At 61.0% G+C, this 20,678-nt stretch carries 16 protein-coding genes and 2 tRNA genes; 6 read left to right on the forward strand and 12 right to left on the reverse strand.

Going from position 1 to position 20,678, the window contains the following annotated elements; all coding sequences use genetic code 11:
• Positions 1-88: 88 nt before the first annotated feature.
• Positions 89-592: a rubrerythrin family protein gene (locus JW929_05705; GenBank protein MBN1438890.1), complete on the reverse strand. Its 504-nt coding sequence runs from the start codon at positions 590-592 to the stop codon at positions 89-91.
• A gap of 79 nt (positions 593-671) precedes the next feature.
• On the opposite strand from JW929_05705, the gene JW929_05710 reads away from it, so the two are divergent.
• The 4 genes from JW929_05710 (at position 672) to JW929_05725 (ending at position 6,380) form a co-directional block, all read left to right on the forward strand.
• Entirely contained in the window at positions 672-1,376 is a 705-nt protein-coding gene (locus JW929_05710; protein ID MBN1438891.1) for a VCBS repeat-containing protein, read from the forward strand.
• A 12-nt stretch (positions 1,377-1,388) separates the two neighbouring features.
• Entirely contained in the window at positions 1,389-3,578 is a 2,190-nt protein-coding gene (locus JW929_05715) for a DUF3160 domain-containing protein (protein ID MBN1438892.1), read from the forward strand.
• A gap of 72 nt (positions 3,579-3,650) precedes the next feature.
• Positions 3,651-4,661, forward strand: a complete 1,011-nt coding sequence (locus tag JW929_05720) for a CapA family protein (protein MBN1438893.1) — start codon at positions 3,651-3,653, stop codon at positions 4,659-4,661.
• 111 nt (positions 4,662-4,772) lie between these two features.
• Complete coding sequence (locus tag JW929_05725) at positions 4,773-6,380, forward strand: GAF domain-containing protein (protein ID MBN1438894.1); 1,608 nt, start codon at positions 4,773-4,775, stop codon at positions 6,378-6,380.
• Between the two features lie 10 nt (positions 6,381-6,390).
• Here JW929_05725 and JW929_05730 read toward each other — a convergent pair whose 3' ends face one another.
• From JW929_05730 to JW929_05760, 7 genes are all read right to left on the reverse strand, one after another.
• Entirely contained in the window at positions 6,391-7,059 is a 669-nt protein-coding gene (locus tag JW929_05730) for a TrkA family potassium uptake protein (protein ID MBN1438895.1), read from the reverse strand.
• Positions 7,056-7,721 (reverse strand): NAD-binding protein, encoded by a 666-nt coding sequence (locus tag JW929_05735; GenBank protein ID MBN1438896.1) that lies wholly within the window; start codon positions 7,719-7,721, stop codon positions 7,056-7,058. The genes JW929_05730 and JW929_05735 overlap by 4 nt, the downstream gene beginning before the upstream one ends.
• Positions 7,718-10,570, reverse strand: a complete 2,853-nt coding sequence (locus tag JW929_05740; protein MBN1438897.1) for a cation-transporting P-type ATPase — start codon at positions 10,568-10,570, stop codon at positions 7,718-7,720. Before JW929_05740 ends, JW929_05735 begins: the two co-directional genes overlap by 4 nt.
• An 80-nt stretch (positions 10,571-10,650) precedes the next feature.
• The gene (locus JW929_05745) at positions 10,651-12,492 is read right to left on the reverse strand and encodes an amino acid permease (GenBank protein MBN1438898.1); all 1,842 of its coding nucleotides are present in this window, start codon (positions 12,490-12,492) and stop codon (positions 10,651-10,653) included.
• A 53-nt stretch (positions 12,493-12,545) separates the two neighbouring features.
• Complete coding sequence (locus tag JW929_05750; protein MBN1438899.1) at positions 12,546-13,655, reverse strand: hypothetical protein; 1,110 nt, start codon at positions 13,653-13,655, stop codon at positions 12,546-12,548.
• A gap of 606 nt (positions 13,656-14,261) precedes the next feature.
• Entirely contained in the window at positions 14,262-15,179 is a 918-nt protein-coding gene (locus JW929_05755) for a class I fructose-bisphosphate aldolase (protein ID MBN1438900.1), read from the reverse strand.
• A gap of 62 nt (positions 15,180-15,241) precedes the next feature.
• Positions 15,242-16,411 carry an ATP-dependent 6-phosphofructokinase gene (locus tag JW929_05760; protein MBN1438901.1) on the reverse strand — a complete coding sequence of 390 codons (1,170 nt, stop codon included), beginning with the start codon at positions 16,409-16,411 and terminating at the stop codon, positions 15,242-15,244.
• A 153-nt stretch (positions 16,412-16,564) separates the two neighbouring features.
• Here JW929_05760 and JW929_05765 point away from each other — a divergent pair, with 153 nt between their 5' ends.
• Together JW929_05765 and JW929_05770 are read left to right on the forward strand one after the other, a co-directional pair.
• Positions 16,565-17,227, forward strand: a complete 663-nt coding sequence (locus JW929_05765; protein MBN1438902.1) for a hypothetical protein — start codon at positions 16,565-16,567, stop codon at positions 17,225-17,227.
• Between the two features lie 372 nt (positions 17,228-17,599).
• Positions 17,600-18,688 carry a site-specific integrase gene (locus JW929_05770; GenBank protein ID MBN1438903.1) on the forward strand — a complete coding sequence of 363 codons (1,089 nt, stop codon included), beginning with the start codon at positions 17,600-17,602 and terminating at the stop codon, positions 18,686-18,688.
• 80 nt (positions 18,689-18,768) lie between these two features.
• Here the strand turns inward: JW929_05770 and JW929_05775 are convergent.
• The 4 genes from JW929_05775 to JW929_05790 form a co-directional block, all read right to left on the reverse strand.
• Positions 18,769-18,841 (reverse strand) — tRNA-His (locus JW929_05775).
• Positions 18,842-18,862: 21 nt separating this feature from the next.
• A complete protein-coding gene (locus JW929_05780; protein ID MBN1438904.1) occupies positions 18,863-20,143 on the reverse strand; it encodes a histidine--tRNA ligase in 1,281 nt (426 codons plus the stop codon).
• Between the two features lie 167 nt (positions 20,144-20,310).
• Positions 20,311-20,385 (reverse strand) — tRNA-Pro (locus tag JW929_05785).
• Between the two features lie 105 nt (positions 20,386-20,490).
• The coding region (locus JW929_05790; protein ID MBN1438905.1) for a winged helix-turn-helix domain-containing protein at positions 20,491-20,678 on the reverse strand (188 nt) is incomplete at its 5' end.

Below are 20,678 nucleotides of genomic sequence, written 5' to 3' on the forward strand. Positions count from 1 at the left end.
CTTTCAACAAATGCATATCTACATTCGCAGAGGTAGGGCTGGGAGAAGGTGCCCGAAGGGCGGATGAGGGGGAGGCTGAGTAAATACTCTAATACTTTACAAACAGCTCGTGTTTTGCCCCGCAGACCGGGCAAACGTCCGGAGGATCGCCTTCCATGGTGTATCCGCAGACCGGGCAGACGAAATAATCCTGCATGCCGATATCCTTCCCGGCCGTCAGGTCGGCCGCCGCCCGGCGGTACAGGTTCAGGTGGATTTTTTCGGCCTGCAAGGCGTTGTTCATGGAGCGCTGGGCTTTCTTTTCCGCCTGCAGCTCGGCGCTGGCGATATAGGAAGGGTACATTTCCTCGATTTCAAATTCCTCTCCGCCGGCCGCCGCCGCCAGATTGGAGGGTGTATCCTGGACACCGTCCATCGCTTTGAGGTGGCTTTCGGCGTGGATCTTCTCCGATGCCGCGGCGGCTTCGAACAGTCGGGCAATGTTGACCAATCCGTCCTTCTTCGCCCGCTCCGCAAAGAAGGAGTAGCGGACGTGGGCTTCGCTTTCGCCGACGAAGGCTTTCTGAAGGTTCGAATACGTGATCTTCTTCATGGGTGTCTCCTCGGGCCGGTGTATTTTGTGCAAAGCGGAAGCAATTGTACAATACCTGCGGTCCACGATGTCACGTAGAATGCTTCTGCTTCTCGCGATCGCCTCCCTGGCAGCCACCTTCCGCGCGCCGCCGGTCCTTCTTCGCTGGGGGCAGGGGGGAACCTGGGCTTCCGCGGCGCCGAATCCCGCCCGTCCGGCCGTTCCGGCCTTCGAATCGGATTTGGACGGCGACGGTCGAACCGAACGCCTCGCGCTCTCCCAAGGGCGCGTCACGCTCCTCGACCAAGGGATCGGCGTTTGGTCCAGCCCGCCGGAATGGGACGTCCGCGGGGCACAGACCGCCGACCTGACCCGCGACGGCCGGCCGGAAATCGTTTTGCTGGTCTGGCGGCCGTTCGCGCCCTGGCCGGTGGATGCGTGGCTTCCGCACGGCGGACGGATCGCGGGCTTCCACGACGCTCAAAACCGGTCCTGTCATATAATTCTAATTGGATGGGCGGGATCGGAATACCGCGAGCTTTGGGCGGGATCCGCACTGGCAAAACCCATCGTCGCCTTTTACGCCGCGGATTGGACCGGAGATGGACGTCAGGATCTCACCGCGGTCGAGGCGGAATACAGCCGTCCCTCGCAGGGCAGGGGACTGGCGTTGTGGGAATGGAACGGCTTCGGGTTCACGCTCGCCGACCGATGGAGCACCGATTTCGACGCGTTTGTCTTTCTGCTCGATGCGGACGGCGCGCCTGCCTTCCTGGCCGGATCTTCCGGCGGCTTTGGAGCTTAAGGAGAGGATACCGTGAAAAAACCATTCGCTTCCATGGTCATGCTTCTCGGCCTGCTGTTCGCCGCCTCGCTGGCCTGCAACCTGCTTCCCGTTTCCCCCACGCTCGAGGCGGCTTCGACCGCCGCCCAGCCGACCTACAACCCGCCGTCCGGGGTCTACCCGGAGGCGTTCGCCAATTTCCCGTCGATCCCCGTCAACATTCCGGAATCGTTTTCCGGAGGATACGCACTCCCCGTAGACCTGTCCCAAGTACAAGGTGCGGACGGAACGAGAATATCCGGCTCCCAGAAAACCGCCCTCGAGGCGCAGGGCTTCGTGGTCAAACCGCCCACACCCGGCCAATACCGGGAGTTCTACCAGGTCTATGAATCCCTCCGGTATTCGGAGGAACCGGTGTTCATCACAACCGATTCGGTCTATCACGTGTACCACCTGATCTTTGATAAGATGCTCCGCGATTTGGAGCGGGATTATTTCATCGCCAAGCTGAAGACCCTCACCGGAACGCTGCTGTCCGCCTCGCACCAACAGTTCCAACAGACTCAGGGAACCGTCCTTGGGGAACAAGCCCGGCGGAACGTCGCCTTCTTCGCCGTAGCCGGACAGCTGCTGGAAACGGGGGATTCCATTCCGGAAGAAGCGGCCTCCTTGGCGGCCGCCGAGGTGGCCTTGATCCAAGCCGCGGCCGGACCCGAAATTTCGCCGATTTGGGACCGGGAAGACCTGCCGGAGGATAAGAAGCTGATCGAAGACTACAGCCAATACATACCGCGCGGCCACTACACCAGAAGCGAGGAGCTGAAGCGGTATTTCCGGGCGATGATGTGGTACGGACGGATGACCTTCCGGCTTCGCGATGTGTTCGAAACCCAGCGCGCGCTGCTGGCCACGCAGGCCATCCGCACGAGCGCCGCGCCCGACGGCACGCCGGCGGAAACGCTCTGGAAGAACATCTACGAGCCGACGGTGTTCATCGTCGGCAAGGCGGATGATCTCTCCTACACCGAATACGGCGCGCTGGCGGATTCCGTTTTCGGCGCCGGGGCTCCGATCACCGCCTACGGCGATCCGGACAAGATCGGCGAATTTTTGGAGGCCGCCAAGGACCTGCCGCCGCCACAGATCAATTCCATGTGGGTTTGGATCTGGGAGGATAAGACCGACGCCACCAAGGGCTTCCGGCTGATGGGCCAGCGCTTCACCCTAGACGAATACGTCTTCGGCCAGATGATTTGGCGCAACGTCGGCACCGACTCCAAGCCGCGCGGCCTGCCGAAGGCATTGGATTTCTTCGCCGCCATGGGGTCGCAGGAAGCGCTGTCGATCCTGCGCGGGATGGGCGAGGACCAATATGAAAATTTCGACCAACAGATGGCCAAAGTCCAGGGGGAGATCGCGGCCCTGCAGATGGATACCTGGACCCAAAACCTGTATTACGCCTGGCTCTATTCCTTCCAACCGCTTATTTCCGCGAAGGACGGCCGCTTCCCGGCCTTCATGCAGCAACAGGCCTGGACCCGCAAGGACCTGCATACGGCGCTGGCTTCCTGGACCGAGTTGAAGCACGATACGATCCTGTACGCCAAGCAGGTGATGGCCGAGATGGGGGGCGGCGGTGAGCAGGACCCCCCCCCGCACGGCTATGTTGAGCCGAACCCCGAAGCCTATGCCCGCCTGCGCGCGCTGTCGATGATGACTCGCTCCGGTCTGGAAGCGCGGAATCTCCTCTCCGAAACGATGCGCGGCAACCTGGAAAACCTGATCGACTTGCTGGCCTTCCTCCAATCCGCGGCCGAAAAAGAGTTGGCCGGCCAGGCGATGACCGACGAAGAGTATTGGCGGATTCAATATTACGGCGGCGAATTGGAGGCGCTGACCCTCGCCGCCGCGGACCGCGACGAGCAAGGCTACGAATACCGCGACCTCTCGGATCAAAAGGCCGCGCTGGTCGCCGATGTCGCCACCGGAATCGACGCCCAGGGCAATCTTGTCGTGCTGGAAGAGGGAATCGGCCAGCCGACCCTGATCGTCGTCGTGCTGCCCGATTCCCCATATCGGATCGCCTACGGAGCCGTGTTCACCTACTATGAGTTCACGGTGCCTCCTTCCGAGCGCATGACCGACGAGACTTGGCAGGCGATGGTGGAGGGCGGCACCGCGCCGCCGGCGCCGGATTGGACGGAGCTGTTCATCGTCGCCTAGGGGATGTCGCTTGGCCGGTGGTTGTTCTGCGCCCGGAACGCAGTAACGGGAGGCTGGGATGAGGGGGCCCTAGTGCACAGACGGGGAGCGTTTCTTTTTGGAAAGCCCCTCCTTTTCCTTGCTTTCGTGGCTTTGCTTTCCTCTGCCAGCGCCTATGAACCGTCCGCCCGGCTCGTGTTTCTCGGCGACATCATGCTGGGCAGGGGGGTGGCGCAAGCGCGCGCCGGAAAGGGATGGGACTCCGTTCTGGGCACCTTGCACCCCCTGACCCGCTCGGCGGATCTCGCGTTGGCGAATTTGGAATCCCCCATCGGATGCCGCCCTCCGGGGAAGGCCGATCCCTGGAACCTCACCGCCGCGCCGGACGCCGCCGCGGCGCTCGCCTCCGCCGGCATCGATATCCTCAATGGCGTCAACAACCATGCGCGGGATTCGGGCGAAGACGGAAAATCTTGCGCCCGCACCGCGCTGGCCGCGTTCAGTATCCTCCTCCTGGAAGAAGAAAACCGGCCGCTGGAAATCGAAGTCAACGGCTTGCCGATAGTGTTCCTGGCCGCGGATTTTACAAACTCGGACGTGGAATCCGGTTTGGCAGACCTGGAACGGTCCGTGCGCCAAGCCTCCGCGTCGCGCAAGCTGGTGGTGGTCTCCCTGCACTGGGGGATGGAATACCAATCGGGCCGCGAACCGCTCCAACGCCGGATCGCACTCGCGCTTTCGGATGCGGGGGCCGACATCCTTTGGGGCCATCACCCTCACACCTTGCAGGAATGGGAATGGATCGGAAGCGCCCCGGTGTTCTACAGCCTTGGAAACGCGGTCTTCGACCAGCATTACCCCGCTTCCGTGCGGCGCGGCGGATTGGCCGGCGTGGAAATCGACCGGCGCGGCGTGCGCCGAGTCTGGCTGCTTCCGTTTGCGATCGATGTCCGCAACGGGAAGACCGGCCCGCTGGACCTGCCGTCGCTTCAGGTCGCCGACTCACCGCTTCCCGCGACCGGAAGCGAACGGCCGGATCCCAGACCCGGGGCCGGGCGTTTTCCCCCGGGACCGTTGACATCCGTCTTTCGATCAGTAGAATAGAACCCAGCCTTGGGGATCGCGGGACAACATCTCCGCCCGCCGAAAAAACAATTTACCGCATTGGATCGATAGGGGTCAGGGGGAATCCTGCTGTTCGGAGCCTGACCGCCCATGCGCCTGATTCGTCGCCGCCAGAACGCCGCTCCTCCCTCAGACGTGTTGGAAAATTTATCGATTCTCCTCGCCGAGTGCCGCACCTCCGCGGCCAAAGGGCCGATCATCGCCCGGTCCATGGATCTGATCCAGGATCTGGCGCCCTCGGATTCGCTGTTGTTGCTCGGGTATCCTTTCGGGAAAGACGCCGCACAGGTCCTGCATTCCCTCGGGAGCTGGTCCTCCCTTGGCGGGGCCCAAATCGAATTCTTCAGAAGGCCGGAAAGCGCCGGCGCCGAATGCCGCGTCCACGGAATCCCCGTCGCCGAAGTCCTCCGCAGGGTGGAGGTGGCGCCGCACCACCTCCGGGAATTCCCCCTATGCGCCGGCAAACGTGCCGTCGGCGCGCTCTGGATCGGACGCGGACGGGAGCCGCAGGAGGATTACTCACCGGAGGAGGTCCGGATCTGCGGCATAATCGCGGACATCCTCGGTCTCGCCCTATCGCAACTCGGAATCCACAACCGTCTGGAGCGGCAGTACGCGCAATTGGCATCCTTCCGCACCGTCGAGCGCGCCATCGCCAGCAGCATGGACCTGAACGTCACGTTGAACGTCTTTTTGGATCAGACGATGACCCAACTCGAAGCGGACGCCGCTGCGATCCTTTTGCTGGACCCGCCGGGGCGCGATTTGACCCTGGCCGCCGCCCGCGGTTTTCGGAAAGAAAACCGCCCCCATTCCCGGATCCGTCTGGACCATGCCCTGGCGCTGCAAGCCGGATTGGAGCGGAAAACAGCCTCGCTGGAGTTTTCCCGTCCGGATGACCCCGCCCGCCTTGCCCAACCGCTGATGCGCGATGAAGATTTCTACAGCTGGCATGCCGCTCCGCTGATCGCCCATGGGCAGGTCCGGGGGATATTGGAAGTGTTCCGGCGCTCGCCTGCCGCTCCGGATCCGGATCGGCAGGAGTTGCTCGAATTGCTGGCGGTGCAGGGGGCGATCGCAATCAACAGCACGGAATCCCTCGGCGCCCTGCAGCGCATCCGCTCGGTCTTGGACCTGACCTGCGATTCCGCCATCGAAGGCTGGTCCCGGGCGGTCGACCTTCACGCCCGGGATGCGGAGGGCCACGGGAAGCGGGTTGCCGAGCTGTCCGCCCGCACCGCGGAGCATATGGGGATTCCGCCGGATCAGATTCTGGCGATCCGGAGAGGCGCACTGCTCCACGACATCGGCAAGATCGGCATTCCGGACCGGATCCTGTGGAAGCCCGAACCGCTGACGGAGGAAGAATGGTCGGTGATGCGCCTGCATCCGAAATACGCGGAGCATTTGCTCGAGCCGATCGAATTCCTGCGGCCGGCGCTTGACATTCCCAAATATCATCACGAGCGCTGGGACGGCAGCGGTTATCCGTACGGCTTGGCGGGAACCGGCATCCCCCTGGCGGCGAGGATCTTCTCGGTCATCGACGTGTGGGATTCGATGCAGGCCCGGCGTCCGTTCCGCGATCCCCGGAGTGAAGCCGAAACGGTGGTGTATCTGCGCCAATCCGCCGGTCGGCAATTCGATCCCGAGGCCGTCGGCGCGTTCCTGGAAGTGCTCAAGGAGAACGGCCTGTAGCCGGAGGGGCTTAGAGTTGCTTCCCCAATTTTCCGGCCAGGACCTCTAGTTTCGATCGATGGACGACGGCCAGCACCTCGTCGGATTCCTTGAGCACAGTCTCCCCGTGCGGAAGAATCAGATCGCCTTTGCGGATGATCGCCACCAGGACGCATTCTTTGGGCAGTCCCAAATCCCGGATGGCTTTTCCGTGAGCTTCGGATTCCGGATGGATTTTCTCCTCCACCAGCGAAAAAGCGCCTTTCCGCAGTTTGATCAACGTCATCATGTCGCCCAGGGACATTTCCTCGGCGATCAGCCGGGCCATCATGTCGGCTTGGCTGATCGCCACGTCCACGCCCATGTCCGGGGTGAACAGCCAGCCATTCTTGGGGTTGTTCACGCGCGAGATCACCCTGGGCACCCGGAATTCGAACTTCGCCAGGGTGGTGATCACCAAGTTGGCGTCGTCCTGATCGGTCACGGCCGCCAGCACTCCCGCGGATCCGATGCCTGCCTTCTCCAGCGTGGACGGGGAGCTCATCTCCCCGAAGACGGCCGTTCCCTCCGGCAGTTCTTCCTGCAGCCTTCTGAACACCTCCGGCCGGCCGTCCACGACGCGGACGGTGTGCCCGCCCTGAAGGAGGATCTCCGCCAGGTGGGAGCCGACCTTTCCTCCGCCGACGATGATGACGTTCATCGCTGACCTCCTTCCCCGATCCCGAGCAGCTGTTCAAATCGGTCCATGGATGCGGCCAGGACGGCGTAGTGGATCAGGTCGCCTTCGCGGATCTCCGTCCCCAACACCGGGAGGAAGGCTTTGTCCTGCCGGGTGACGGCGACGACCGAGATCTCTCCGGGGACGACGACGGCGTTGACCGTCCGTCCGATCAGCGGAGGCGAAGCTTCGAGGGTGAAGAGGGTCACCTCCCCGTTGCCGTAGGAGCCGCGGGCGTCCAATTCGGAATGGGTCAGGACCTCACGGATCCGCTCGGCGCCCCAGGCGGTGGAGGAAATGGTGCTGAGTCCGAGCCGGCGGTAGATCTCCGCCCGCCGCAGGTCGAACAACCGAGCCACGACCCGCGGCACGTGGAAGATGTTGCGGGCGATCCGCGCCGCGACGATGTTGGCGTTGTCGGAATCGCTGGTGGCGGCGAAGGCGTCCGCCCGTTCGATCCCGGCGCGGATCAGCACGTCGCGGTAGAACCCCACTCCGATCACGATCTTCCCGCGGAATTCCGATCCCAGACGATCGCGGACGTGCTCGTCGCAGTCGATCACGGTGATGTCGTGCCCTTCCGCCGACATCAGCCGGCTGACTTCCGCGCCTACGCGCCCGCATCCCATGATGATTGTTTTCATACGGCCGTCCTTTCCTCATCCCGCCTTCCGGCCGGAGAATTGGAAGGCGGGGGGATTTCCCGGTCGCGCGCAAACCATCCGCGTCGAACCAGGCTCTTGCGGATCCATTCCAAGAAGTAGACCGCCGGAGCGAACGGGGCAAGGAAGGCCCAGAAGGCCGGCGGCAACGGCAGGAGTTCAAACAAACCGTTGAAGACCGGAATGTAAATCAGCATCAGCAGCATCGCGGCCGCCAGAACGACGCTGACCAGCAGCATCCGGTTGCTGAAGTATCCGATTCCGCCGACCCTTCCGCGGCTGGTGCGGCAGGCGAAGGCGTTGCCGATCTGACAGCAAACAACGCCGGCCAGAAAAACGGTCGAAGCCATGACGTAGGTCCGGCCCGGCGCGGAGAGGAGCAGTTCTTCGTAAGGAAGCCACAGCGGCTGAACGAGATCCTTCCAGGCGAAAGGATCCATCCAATAATACACGAAAAAGAATCCCGCATAGCACAGAACTGTCTCCAGGAGTCCAAGCCACAGGCTCCTTCCGGCCACGCTCCGATCCAGCATCGGTTGATCCCGGCCCCGCGGCGGCCGGTCCATGACGTCCGGTTCCGGCCGTTCGCTGCCCAGCGCCAGCCCCGGCAAAAGGTCGGTGCCCAGGTCGATGGCCAGAATTTGGGCCACCGTCAAAGTCATCGGGATGTCGAACAAGGCCGAGAGGATCAGCGGGACCATTTCCGAAATGTTGCTGGCGAAAATGTAGGTGAAGAATTTTCTCAGGTTGTCGAACACCGCGCGGCCCTCTTCCACGGCATGGGCCACTGCGCCGAAATTGTCGTCGGTCAGGACGAGATCCGCCGCCTCGCGCGCCACGTCCGTTCCGGAGATCCCCATCGCCACGCCGACGTCGGCCTTGCGCAGGGCGGGGGCGTCGTTGACTCCGTCGCCGACGACGGCCACCACGTCGCCCCGTTCCTGAAAGGCCGCCACCAGGCGCAATTTGTGCTCCGGCGCCATGCGCGCGAAGATTACCTCCTCGCGCAGGAGGACCTGCAACTGCGCGTCGCTCAACCGATCCAACTCGGCCCCGGTCAGAATGCGGGGATTCTCGGCGGTCAGCATCCCGATCCGGCGTGCCAGCGAGTCGGCGGTCAATCCGTAATCTCCGGTAATCATCACCCAGCGGATTCCACCCTTTCTGCAGCGGTCGACCGCTTCGGCGACTTCCGGACGCGGCGGGTCCATCATTGCCGCCAGCCCGAGAAAGGTCAGATCCTGCTCCACGTTTTCCGCCGAATAATCCGTACAGCATCCCCCTTCCTGGTACAGGGGTCGGTAAGCCAGCGCAAGGACCCGCAGGGCGTTGCGGGCATACCTGTCGTTGGCGGCCAATATCCGCGACCGGAGTTCCTGTTCCAGCGGGAGGTCCTTTCCCTCCATGCGGATCCGCGTGCAAAGGTGCAGGACCTCGCGCGGAGCCCCCTTGACGAAGGCGGTCTCCCTGTTCCCGTGATGATGGATCGTGCACATCCGCTTGCGGCGGGCGTCGAAGGGGATCTCGTGTATGCGGGGGAACGTTCTTCCTTCCTCCGCTTCGTCCACGCCGCCCTTCAAGGCCAGCACGCGCAGGGCTGCCTCGGTCTGGTCGCCGAGGTAGGACCATTTCGGCCGTTCGGGGGACGGGGGAAGCAGGCGGGAATTGTTGCACATGGCGGCGGCGCGTAAAACCAGACGCAAATCCTCTTTCCAACGGCCGGATGGAACGGGGGAAAAACCCCCTTTCAGCTCGTATCCGGAGCCGGAAACCCGGTATTGCCGGCCGCCCGACCAGATCTCACGGACGGTCATCTGGTTTTGAGTGAGGGTGCCGCTCTTATCCGTGCAAATGACGGAAACGGTTCCGACGGTTTCCATCATGGCCAGGCTTTTCACCAGCACCCCGCGGCGGGTCAAGCGCTGAACGGCGATCGCCAGGGATATCGTCAGCGTGGGGACCAATCCTTCCGGGATGACAGCGACGATAATGCCGATCGCCAGCAGGAACGCGCTAAGCCAGGGAATCCCTTCCTCGGTCACGCCCCACAAGAAGCAAAGAGCGCCGATTCCCAGCGCCGCCAGGGAGAACAGGCGCGTGATCCGGCTCATTTCGGCCTGCAGGCGGCTTTGCTGCGGGGGAGTCTCCTGAGTCAGGCGGGCGATCCGTCCGAACTGGGTCAGCGAACCGGTGGAATACACCACCGCCCGGGCCGTCCCGGAAGCGACGGAGGTTCCGGCAAAGATCAAATTCGGACGCTCGACTTCGGTCATTTCCGTCAACGGCGAGGCATCGGCGGATTTTCGGACGGGCAGGGTTTCTCCGGTGAGTGCGGCGTTGTTCACCCGCAGTCCGAATTCCTCGACGACCCGGGCGTCGGCGGGGATGTTGTCGCCCTCTGCCAGCACCAGAATGTCGCCCGGGACGATCTCGGAGGTCGGCAGACTGGATTCCACTCCCTCGCGAAGAACCCGCGAATAATCGGGCAGGAGCTTCTCGAGGGAGGAGATGGCTCTCTCCGCGCGGTACTCCTGCCAAAAAGAAAAGACGGCATTGACCACCACGACGAGCCAAATCACGGCCCCCAACACCGGCCGGCCTCCGATCAACGCGACCGTACCGGCGGCCCACAACAGCAGAGCCATCGGGTGCGAGACCTGGGAGAGCAGATGCTTGTAGTCGATGGAGACGGGCTTGACGACATGCAGGCGGTTGGGTCCGTAGAGCGAGAGCCGAGACGCCGCCTCCTCGACGGAGAGTCCCTCCGGACCGGTTTCCAAAGCGGCATAGACATCGATCGGGCGGAGGGAAAAAATGGGGGCCGAAGGCATTGGAGAGTGGCTAGTTCAGCAGGAGGTCCCGACTCATTGTTGTGACCCCCGATCGAGCATCGATTCGGGGAAGGCTACGTCTACGTGTCGTTTTCATCCGGTTCTGCGGTTTCCTTCGGGCGTCCGCCCACCTGCAATTCGCTCGGCGGCTTGTTGTTCAGATATTGCTGCAACAACGAGGGCGCTTCCGGATGATCGACATGCACCGCCTCGTCATATTCCCCGGCGGGCGCAGGCGGTTCAAACCGCATAGGACGCCGGACTCCGAAGATCTCGAAAAAGCGGCTGATCCCGATCAGAATCTGATATCGATATTCCTGCATCCGCAGGGATTGCCATTCGACGATCGAAGCCATCGATCCCTGAACCCGGGCCTTTTCCCTGACGATGCGGTGGATTCTATCCGGTGCGCGCAGACCCGCCGGAGAAATCAGAATTGCATGCGCCGCCAGGATCAAAAGGCTGAAGCTGATCAAGACGACCCAACCGCCTTCGCTCCATTTCCCGACGATCTGACCGATGAACACTAATGCGGAAAGGATTCCGGAAAATCCGGCGGCGAGCGCACCCCAGAATCGTTTGCGGCCGGTGTAGGTCCGAAGGATATGCTGCCGGACGGCGAAACCCATCACCATGATCGGCATGAAAACGCCGATTCCATAGTACGGCACCGCCAGAGTCTGCTCCGCGCGGACAAGGAACATGATGATCAAGGCGGCGACGTATCCGGCGGTGACGGACCTCGTAAAGGTTCCCGCCGGATTGCGATGAACGACGATTTCCGGAATCTCGCCGATGGCGACGTCGCGCCAAGCTGTGGCTTGCAGATCCTGGAATGCGGTCATCGAGGCCGAGGCCAGCAATGCGACCGCCAGCAGTTGGTATATCCAGAAGAGAAACGATCCATCGAGGATGTTGAACCCGGGAATTTGTCCGAACCCGATAAACGCGAGGTTGCCCACCAGAGTCCGCCCAAAGGTATCGTCAAAGACATTGAAGCGGATGGAGAAAAAGGTGAGCAGGAGTGTGGTGATTCCGCCGTAGAAGAGGAACGAGGTCTGGACAAACCGGCCGACGCCCGACTTTCCAGAATAGAAATTCCACAGGCTCTTGAACCGGGGGAGATGCTTTTTGCCCCACACCACGATGCCGGCGTCTTTGTCCATAACGAATTGGATGCCGTTCGACATCGCTTCCAAGCCGGTGAGAGCCACCAAGCCCTTCATCGAGGCAGTAAGCATATGGTACATCGCTTGGAGCAGGGAGACGGGCTCCGGATTTTCTGTCACGGAAACGGGGGGAACTCCCCGGATATCCGCAAGGAGCAGGCCGGCGAACATCGTGATTGTCAGGAAGCCGAAAACGCCCAGAAGCACGAACGTGACCCGCGCCGATTCCCCGCGGCCGCGGATGGTCAGATACCATGTCGTGGTCACCAAGCCGGCACCGATGAGGAAGTGCCAGATCCAGTCAATTCCCTTCGCCTGCAGGACCGAAAGCAACTGGTCCACGCCGGACAGGGACGAAACGACGATGGTGAAAATGTAATCCTGGATCAGGACCACGGCCACGATCAGGCTGAGGGTCGGCAATAGGTAACGCATCGAGGCGGTGTAGGAGCCGCCGCCCTCGTTGAAGATTCCGAGTGAGTACATATACAGCAGGCCGAACACGATGTTAGCGAAGGCGATGACGATCACCGCAATGTAGGCGTACGGCTGCAAACCATACGGGTGAAGCGCACGCATCATCTCACCGGTGGCGTAGTAATAAGATGTGAAATAATCGACGCCGAACAGCGCTACCGCCGCAAGGAGCCCGATCTGACCAGCGCCGTGGACCTTGGCGTCCTCCTGGCATTCACGAGGGGAGATGCGGAAGGCGATGATGATAAAGGCGGCAAGCAGGATTACGGAAAGCATGGGATGGATGACCTGGTTTCTACGGATGGAGGGCGCGGGCGGGCGTCCCTCCGCTACTTTTTCGCGGATTGGAACGTCTGCTCCAGCTGGTTTAGCTCGACAAGGATGTGGTTGCGGGTGGAGACGCTTAACCGCGTATCCTGGGCGATTTTAACGGCCTCCTCCTGGCAGGCCCGGACGACGAAGGCCGGGACGAACATGATCCGCCCGGCCGGAATCACCTCGAAGGGGTACGCCTTCAGCTTCAGGCTTTGATCGTCGAAATAGGGCAGGGTGATCGACAGTCCGCGGTTCAGGTCTTGGGCGGCGGCCCGGCGCCGGATGGTTTGGATGATTTCTCCGGTTTGATAGACGGCCAGAGCCCGTCCCTGGTTCACCAGCTGGCCAAGCATCCCGTACCGCTTGCGCCGGTATTCGTCGTCGGCCACGAAATAAGCCGCCAGCCCGACCGCCGTGTGCAGGACTTGCAGGAAATTCTGCATCGATGCGACGGCGGCTTCGGCTTCGGCCGGCCCGCCGACCAGCAGCTTGCCGTCCCGGTCGAACGCGATCCACTGCGGCAGGAAGAAACGCCGCGCATACGGGACGAAGGGAACTTGCACGGCGCCGCGGCCGGCTTCCGCGGAGCCTTCCTCCACGATCGCGTCGGTGGCCTCGGTGATGGCGGATCCGACGTCGGGCAGGGTGGGATCCGGCTCCGAGGGGATCTCTTCGTCATGGAGGGCGACATAGTTAACGGAACGGCCTGCGGGAAGCAGGCGGCTGATCATGTGGCGGCAGGTGGCGAAACGCATCACCCCGGCCGCGGCGGCGATCCCCGGAATGGGGTGCTGCTCCAACTCCTTGAACCTCGTGCGCAGGACGACGGTCAGATCCGTGCGCGTCAGCCGGTCAACCAATCCGCCGGCCATTTGCTCCCGCTCCTCGGGAGGAATGGTTTCCATCTTTCCGGATTTGGGGTCCACCACCACCCGATCGGGAAGGGTAAACTTTATTTGGGAGGGTTTCTGCAAAATCGTTTCGGCGAGGAATCCCGCCTGTGCCTCGAAAAACCTCTGCAGCATCGCCGGCTGGGCTTCGAACAGGCCGTGTTGAGTTCGATATTCCTGATGAAGGAATTCGGCCGTTTTTTCGATCATGGAGTGCGGACGGGTTTCAGGCATTGGCGCCTCGACTTTCGGCAGCCGGCGGCGCAGCCAGAGGGACTCCGGACGAAGGCTGCCAAACCGGACACGAAGCCGGATTATACGACCGCGGGATCGGGTGTCAATCCTCAACCTTCGCCAGCGGGACAACGCGCACGGAGGGCATTTTTTGTAACGGTTTTCGCATAGTCACTATTAGTTTATTTTTTAGTATCTCCTCAGCCCCCCGTCCCTTCCCTTTCCTCACCCCCAACCCCACAACCCCTTCCCCCTCTCCCTCTCCTGGCATAAGTCAGGAGAGGGAGAAGGGGTCAGGGGATAGGGGTGAGGATGGAAAAGAGCAGGATTTCATTTTAGTATTACTGAGGCTGAGCAGATACATTTTTTAAAAATAATTTTCTTAAAAACGTGACTTCCCTCGTTGCGGTTCTGTATTGCCATGTCACTTTGATAACTGCAATTTGTTTAAATTCGAAACCATCAAACTCAAGCGATGGGCTGGGAGGATGGGATCAGTGGAGAATAATTAGGATTTTTTCGGCTTTTTCCAACGAGTAAGTGCCACACGAAAAAAAGGATAGGGCTCGGCGATTTTCCCGCCGAACCCTATCTCAAGCCCGCTTCTCAGCCTTCGCCTTTATAAACGCGGATCAATTTTTCAAATAGGTCCAGAGCGGATTCGCGGGATCTCTGGAATGCGTTGCGTCCAATCATTTGCCCCGCCGCTCCGGCGTTCCGGATGGCGGAGGCTTCCTTCAGGATGATGTCGGCGTCTCCCCGCGGCCCGCCCGAAAAAAGGACGATCCGCCGGCTTTGGAACGCCCCTTGCATGACGTGGCGGATGCGGTCCTCCAACGTGCCGAGCTTGACTCCGTGTTTTTCGTAGAGGATGCGGGTATCCTCGTGTTCGATGCGCTCGGTCGGCAGCTTCAGGTAGAGGATGTGGGCGCCCATCTGCGCGCCCAAGTGGGCGGCGTAGGTGGTGATGTCGGCGGCTGTCTCGGCCTCCTTGGGAATGTTCGCGCCGCGCGGATACGACCAGCAGATGACCGGCAGGCCGACCCGCTTCGCCTCGCGCACAACTTCGCGCATCTGCTCGTAGAGGATCCGGCGGTTGTTGGTGCCGGGATAGATGCCGAACCCAACCCCGGCGCATCCCAGCCGCAAGGCATCCTCGACGACGGCGATCTGGGCCAGCATCGGGTCCGCATCCCTGTGCAGTTGGTCGCGGCCGTTCAATTTCAGGATGAAGGGGATCTGGCCGGCATAATCGGCCGCCACAGCCTCCAGAAAGCCGAGCGGCGCGACGTAGGCGTTGCATCCGGCTTCGATCGCCAACTCGATGTGGTACCGCGGATCGTAGGCGGCGGGATTGTTGCTGAAGGACCGGCCGGGTCCGTGTTCGAATCCCTGGTCGGCCGGCAGCATCAGAATCCGGCCCGTCCCGGACAGCTTGCCGTGGCACAGGATCCGGTACAGATTGGTCCGCACTCCTGGATTCTCGGAGGCATACCAGCTGAGCATTTCGTCGATGCGGTTCATAGCCTGCTCTCCTCGCGCAAATCCACCGCCGCCGCGCCGGGCGGGAAGGGGGTTGCGGGGTGCTAATACAGGAACATCGGCTTTCCAAGCATGTCCCTGACCCGGGGACGGTAGTTGTCTTTATCGTAGAGGGCCGAGACGTCCACCCGTTTCTTCCCCTGGATGATCATGTCCAGCGGGACGGTGGTGTAAATGCCCTGCTGCAGGGCGACCATCCGGCCGGTGTGCCCGAGCGCCACCTGGTCCAGGGCGAGGTTTCCGAAGGAGCTGGCGACCATCCGGTCGAGGGCGTCCGGCGCGCCGGACCGCATAATGTAGCCGAGCTGTTGGTACATGATGTTCACGCCGGTGCGCCGCTTGATTTCATCCGCCGTATAGTGGCCGATCCCGCCCAGCTTCTGATGGCCGTAGGCGTCCTTTTCGCCGCGCTGAACGATGTCGCCGCCGATTTCCGTGGCACCCTCGGAGATGGTCATGATCGCGTAATGCGAGGGGGAGGCGTTGCGGTCGGCGACGAGGAACTGGCCGAGTTTCTCGAGATCGAAGGGGACCTCGGAGATGATCGCCCGGTCCACGTTGGCCAAGTAGGCGGCGAACAAGGAAGTCTCTCCCGAGTTCCGGCCGAACAGTTCGACCACCCCGATGCGCTCGTGGGAACCGACCGAGGTTCGGAAGTTGGTGATCGCGTCCACCGAGCGGGTCACCGCGGTCGAGAAGCCGATGCAGTAATCCGTTCCGAAAACGTCGTTGTCCATCGTTTTGGGAATGGCGACGGCGCGGAAGCCCTCTTGGTGCAGGCGGCTGGCGAAGGAGAGCGTGTCGTCGCCGCCGATCGGGATGATCGCTTCCAGCCCCAGCTTCTCCAGGACGCGCAGGGCGTGCTTGGTGCAATCGACGGTTCCCTTCTCGTTGTTGACCTTGTCCTCAGCCCGCACGTACTCGGGGACGTCGGCCGGTTTGACGTTGGAGGGATTGGTGCGCGAGGTGTGCAGGAACGTGCCGCCGGTGCGGTCGATTTTCCGGACCGTATCCGGGGTCAACGCGAAGGAATACTTTGGGAGGGATTCGGGATCCTCCGGATTGATCCGCAGGACGCTCATCCAACCGCGCGTCAGGCCGACGACTTCGATGTTGTTTTCCCGGGCGCGGTTGACCACCGCCCGGATCGCCACATTCAGGCCGGGAACGTCTCCGCCTCCGGTGAGAATGCCGATTTTAAACTTCGGTGCCATATCCGGACTCCTTTGAAAGATGGAATTTTGGGCGAAAAAAGGCCAAAACCGCAGACATTGTACAGCCGGATGCGGTTTTCTCCAAGGCGCCGGAATCCCCGATGCGTCTTCGGGCAGGGGTGGGATTCCCTCATTCGCACGATGGAAATTGCTATGTATAATAGTGATCGCGGCTCATTCCGCCGGATCGGGGCCGTCGCAGCGTGCGATATGGATGAAGGAATAAAAGCGGTCAAACAGAGACTCAACCAATTCCTGATCACGGAATTCGGCGTCGACAGCGAAGGCGGCACCCGTCCGGGTACCGAGAATTGGCCCTTCACCCTGATGCCGGTCGGAAGGATTTCGTCCGGCCCCGGAGTCCCGGACGTATTCCGGATCGAATTGGAGGAACCGTATTACGTGCTGGATATCGGCGCGCCGCATTGCTATCCGACCGCCGGGATGACGATTTCCGATTTGGAAAAGCAATTTTTGGGCGCCAGCTGGCTTGCCACCCAGGAACCGATCGACCTTTCCACCTCAGCCACCGGATTGCTGGGAGTCCCTTCCATTCCCGAACGCCGTGAGGCGGTAACCTCCATGGTCACAGCCTCTTTCGGGTCCGAGGCGAGTTTCAAGATCCTCGAATGCTTATACCTCCGAAAAAGCTTGAAGTATTTCGCCTTGGTGGAAATGTCGGAGACGAAAAAAGTGTTTTTGATCGGCCCCGACATCCAGCCTCTGGAAATCCAATTCCCGATGGCCTCCGGTTGGAGGCGGTTGGCCAGCGGGGTGGGCCTGTGCATCCGAGACGGCAAAATTATCTCCCGCTGAGGATTTTTCGGATTATCCCTCATCCCTTCCTCCCGTCACTGCGTTTCGAAAAAAGTCCTCCAAGCCCATCCATCAAGACTTAAGGCTTCGAACAAGTACATGGAAGCTCATCTCGGCGAAATTCCGAAAAAGGTGCCCGAGAGAGTATTTCGCCGACCCAATGCCCCGAGCGGCCTGTCCCTAGCGGAGCGAGGGAAAGTGAGAGAAAGCGACAGGCGGGCGGATGAGGTGAAGACTTAGCCGATAGGTTTTCAATTGAAATGGGGGAGTATCTCCGGCTTGATTATTGATGAGGTCATCATTCAATTTTCAGAATATGTTTATGTAAGCTAATGTTTATTATATTACTCAAAAAGGTGTATACTTCTTTATATGAAAATCCAAGATGCGGTAAATGCCTTCTTTACCGAATTCCATTTCCCTAGCGAATCAAAGAACACCAAGCGCACCTATCAAACTGCGCTAAAAAAGTTTTTACACTACGCCAAAGACGCCCGGTTTTTAAATGAAGAAGTCGGGACTTTAGATCCTTCCATAGTCAATCGTTTCGGCGTTTGGATCATCGGCCAAGGTATGACGGAATATACCCAGAATATATATGAAAGTGCACTTCGCCGAGCTGTGAATTATTGGAGAATTAAGGGCTGGATAAACTTCACCAGCGATGATGAAAAAGAAACCAGATTAGCTATGCGAATTCAGTCTAAAAAAAGGCTTTTCGCCGGAAGTTCACGGGTAGGCCGTGTTCCTGAGGATTTTGGCGACCGGATGGCCGCCGTTGCCGATTCGTTGCCGTTTCCGCAGAACCAAAACCGCTTGACTCTCCTGCAAACTCTGCGCTCCAAGGCGCTGATCCATTTTTTGCGCGCAACCGGATTGAGGATTGGAGACGCCTGCCGATTCAGCCGAACCGAGTTTCACGCCGCCCAAGCCCAAGACGGATATTTTACCTTTCAGATGCAGAAGACGGGCTCGCTGGCGCATTGTTACCTGGGCGCGGAAGCCGCCGCGGCCATCCTGCAGTACCTCAACGCGCGCTCCGATGCCTCACCCTGGGTGTTCATTCAACATGGGCGGACCGGCAAGCCGCGCAGCGGCACCAGCCAATTCTTCCGGACCGCGGTCAAGGGATACGGCGCCAAGATCTCGACCAAAACCGCCTGGGAAATCGTCCGCCGGATCGGGCGGCAGGCCTACGGCCAAAAAACCACCCAATTCATCTCCCCGCACGCTTTCCGCCACTGGCACGCCCAATCGCTTATCCGCGCCGGCGCCCAACTGGAAGACGTACAATCCGTCCTCGGACACTCGACGCCCGTGATCACCAAGCAGATTTACGCTCCCGAGCCGAACCTGAGCCGGATTTCGGATGCCGAGCGGTTAATCCAGGATAAGCCTGATCCGCGGAGCCCCCCCGATCTGGAAAAGAAAACCGGTCCGAAAAAAAACAATGCTACATAGAGAAAAGACACGAAGCTCGCCAAGAATGGAAAACCCTTGCGTCCTTCGTGCCTTTTTGGTGAGGGTTTTAAGAAACTCAGGGTGGCTGACGGGGATTGAACCCGCAACACCTGGATCCACAGTCCAGCGCTCTGCCGATTGAGCTACAGCCACCGCGAAGCGCGCGGAATTCTATCATCCGCTTCCGGTTCCGGCAAGCCGCCGGCGGATTTCCTGTTCGAGTTCGGCCGCGCTCACCGTTACCTGCTCGCGCTTCGTCAAATCCTTGAGCGTCGCCCGACCGGCGCCGACTTCCTCCGGACCCGCGATGACCGCCAGCGGAATGCCCAGCATATCCGCATATTTCAATTGCTTGGGCAGACGGTCCGGCGCCGGATACCATTCCGCGCAAATCCCGGCCTTGCGCAGCTCTTGGGTGATTCGGATGGATTCGGCCATCTCCCCGGATGAGAACGTCGTCACCAGGACATCGGCCGGCGCCGCGCGTAAAGCAGGCTCCTTCCCCAGCTTTTTGAGGATTAGGCCGATGATCAGGTCTCCCATGGCGAATCCCACCCCGGGCAAAGGATCTCCGCCGACGTCGGCCACCAGGTTGTCGTACCGGCCCCCGCCCAGGATGGCGCGGAATTCGCCGGCCGCGTCCCGTCCTTCAAAGACGGTGCCGGTGTAGTAATCCAATCCGCGGACGACCGCGGGATCGAACACCAGGTACTCCGCCGCTCCGAAAGACTCCGCCGCTTCGAAAAAAAACGTCAGTTCGGAGGATTTCTTCCACAGATCCCGGTCGGCGAGCACGCCCTCCAATCCGCGAACCTGTTCCGCGGACAGTCCGGTTTCCCGCGCGTGCGCCTCCCAGGCGGCCGCTTCCATTTTTTCCTTCTTGTCAATGAGTCGGAACGCGCCCGCGCGCGCCTCCTGCCCGACCCCCAATTCCGACAATGCGGATTCCATCAGGCGGCGGTTGTTGACCCGCAGAACAACCTCCTGCGGGGAAAGACCCGCCAAGCGGAAGAATTCGCAGATGACGGCGGCGATTTCGGCGTCCGCCTGCGGGTTGGCCAATCCGATCAGGTCCAAATTCCATTGAAAGAATTCGCGCGTCCGCCCTTTCTGCGGCCGCTCGTACCGCCAGAAAGGCCCGAACGACCACCAGCGCACGGGAAACGCAAGTTGACCCTGCCTGGCCGAGACCATCCTCGCCAAGGAGGGCGTAAGTTCCGGCCGGAGAGTGACTTCCTCTCCGCCTCGGTCCTGAAAGACAAACGCCTGCTCCTTCACCAGTTCCTCGCCGGATTTGGCGGCGTAAAGGTCCAGGGTCTCTAAATACGGGGCTTCGAATTCTTGATATCCGAATTTCCTCGAAACCGAGCGCGCCTGTTCGTACAACCAGTTGCGGAAGGCCATTTCCGCCGGATAATAATCCCGTGTGCCTTTCACCGGAACAGGTTTTTTCATAGGATCTCCAAGACCGAAAATTTGCCGGATCCCGCGGCCCGTGGGCAGGATCCTTGGGGATTATAAAACAGGCCTTCCCGCGCCGCACGACCGTAATCCGGGAACGCCTCAACGCCGTCCTCTGGGGCGGGATAAAAAAAAGCGACCAAGGCCATGGTCGCTCGAGGTCGGGGCGAGAGGATTTGAACCTCCGACCCCCTGCACCCCATGCAGGTGCGCTAGCCGAGCTGCGCTACGCCCCGGACGCGAAGCATTATATTCGACCTTTGATCCTTTGAACAGACCGCCTTTCCCTGCCCTGCCGGCCGGCGCCGGACCTTCAACCCGCGACGAACGAGGATCGGATTTTACGCGTTCACATCCAGCCGGAACCCGTGGCCGCGGACGGTTAGGATGTATTCGTGGTCCGGATCGACTTCCTTCAGGCGGTCCCGCAGCCGGCGGACGAGTGCATCGATCGCCTGATCGGTGATGCCTCCCGTATCCTCCCCCGGCCACACCGTTCCGATGACGTCTTCGCGGGTCGCCAGCCCCC

The organism is Anaerolineales bacterium (assembly GCA_016928575.1).
Lineage (GTDB): Bacteria > Chloroflexota > Anaerolineae > Anaerolineales > RBG-16-64-43 > JAFGKK01.

Bases quoted from the DNA above. Each gene is read 5' to 3' on its own strand.
- JW929_05705 (MBN1438890.1), bottom strand. From the start codon at position 592: ATGAAGAAGATCACGTATTCGAACCTTCAGAAAGCCTTCGTCGGCGAA.
- JW929_05710 (MBN1438891.1), top strand. From the start codon at position 672: ATGCTTCTGCTTCTCGCGATCGCCTCCCTGGCAGCCACCTTCCGCGCG.
- JW929_05725 (MBN1438894.1), top strand. From the start codon at position 4,773: ATGCGCCTGATTCGTCGCCGCCAGAACGCCGCTCCTCCCTCAGACGTG.
- JW929_05730 (MBN1438895.1), bottom strand. From the start codon at position 7,059: ATGAACGTCATCATCGTCGGCGGAGGAAAGGTCGGCTCCCACCTGGCG.
- JW929_05735 (MBN1438896.1), bottom strand. From the start codon at position 7,721: ATGAAAACAATCATCATGGGATGCGGGCGCGTAGGCGCGGAAGTCAGC.
- JW929_05740 (MBN1438897.1), bottom strand. From the start codon at position 10,570: ATGCCTTCGGCCCCCATTTTTTCCCTCCGCCCGATCGATGTCTATGCC.
- JW929_05745 (MBN1438898.1), bottom strand. From the start codon at position 12,492: ATGCTTTCCGTAATCCTGCTTGCCGCCTTTATCATCATCGCCTTCCGC.
- JW929_05750 (MBN1438899.1), bottom strand. From the start codon at position 13,655: ATGCCTGAAACCCGTCCGCACTCCATGATCGAAAAAACGGCCGAATTC.
- JW929_05755 (MBN1438900.1), bottom strand. From the start codon at position 15,179: ATGAACCGCATCGACGAAATGCTCAGCTGGTATGCCTCCGAGAATCCA.
- JW929_05760 (MBN1438901.1), bottom strand. From the start codon at position 16,411: ATGGCACCGAAGTTTAAAATCGGCATTCTCACCGGAGGCGGAGACGTT.
- JW929_05765 (MBN1438902.1), top strand. From the start codon at position 16,565: ATGTATAATAGTGATCGCGGCTCATTCCGCCGGATCGGGGCCGTCGCA.
- JW929_05770 (MBN1438903.1), top strand. From the start codon at position 17,600: ATGAAAATCCAAGATGCGGTAAATGCCTTCTTTACCGAATTCCATTTC.
- JW929_05780 (MBN1438904.1), bottom strand. From the start codon at position 20,143: ATGAAAAAACCTGTTCCGGTGAAAGGCACACGGGATTATTATCCGGCG.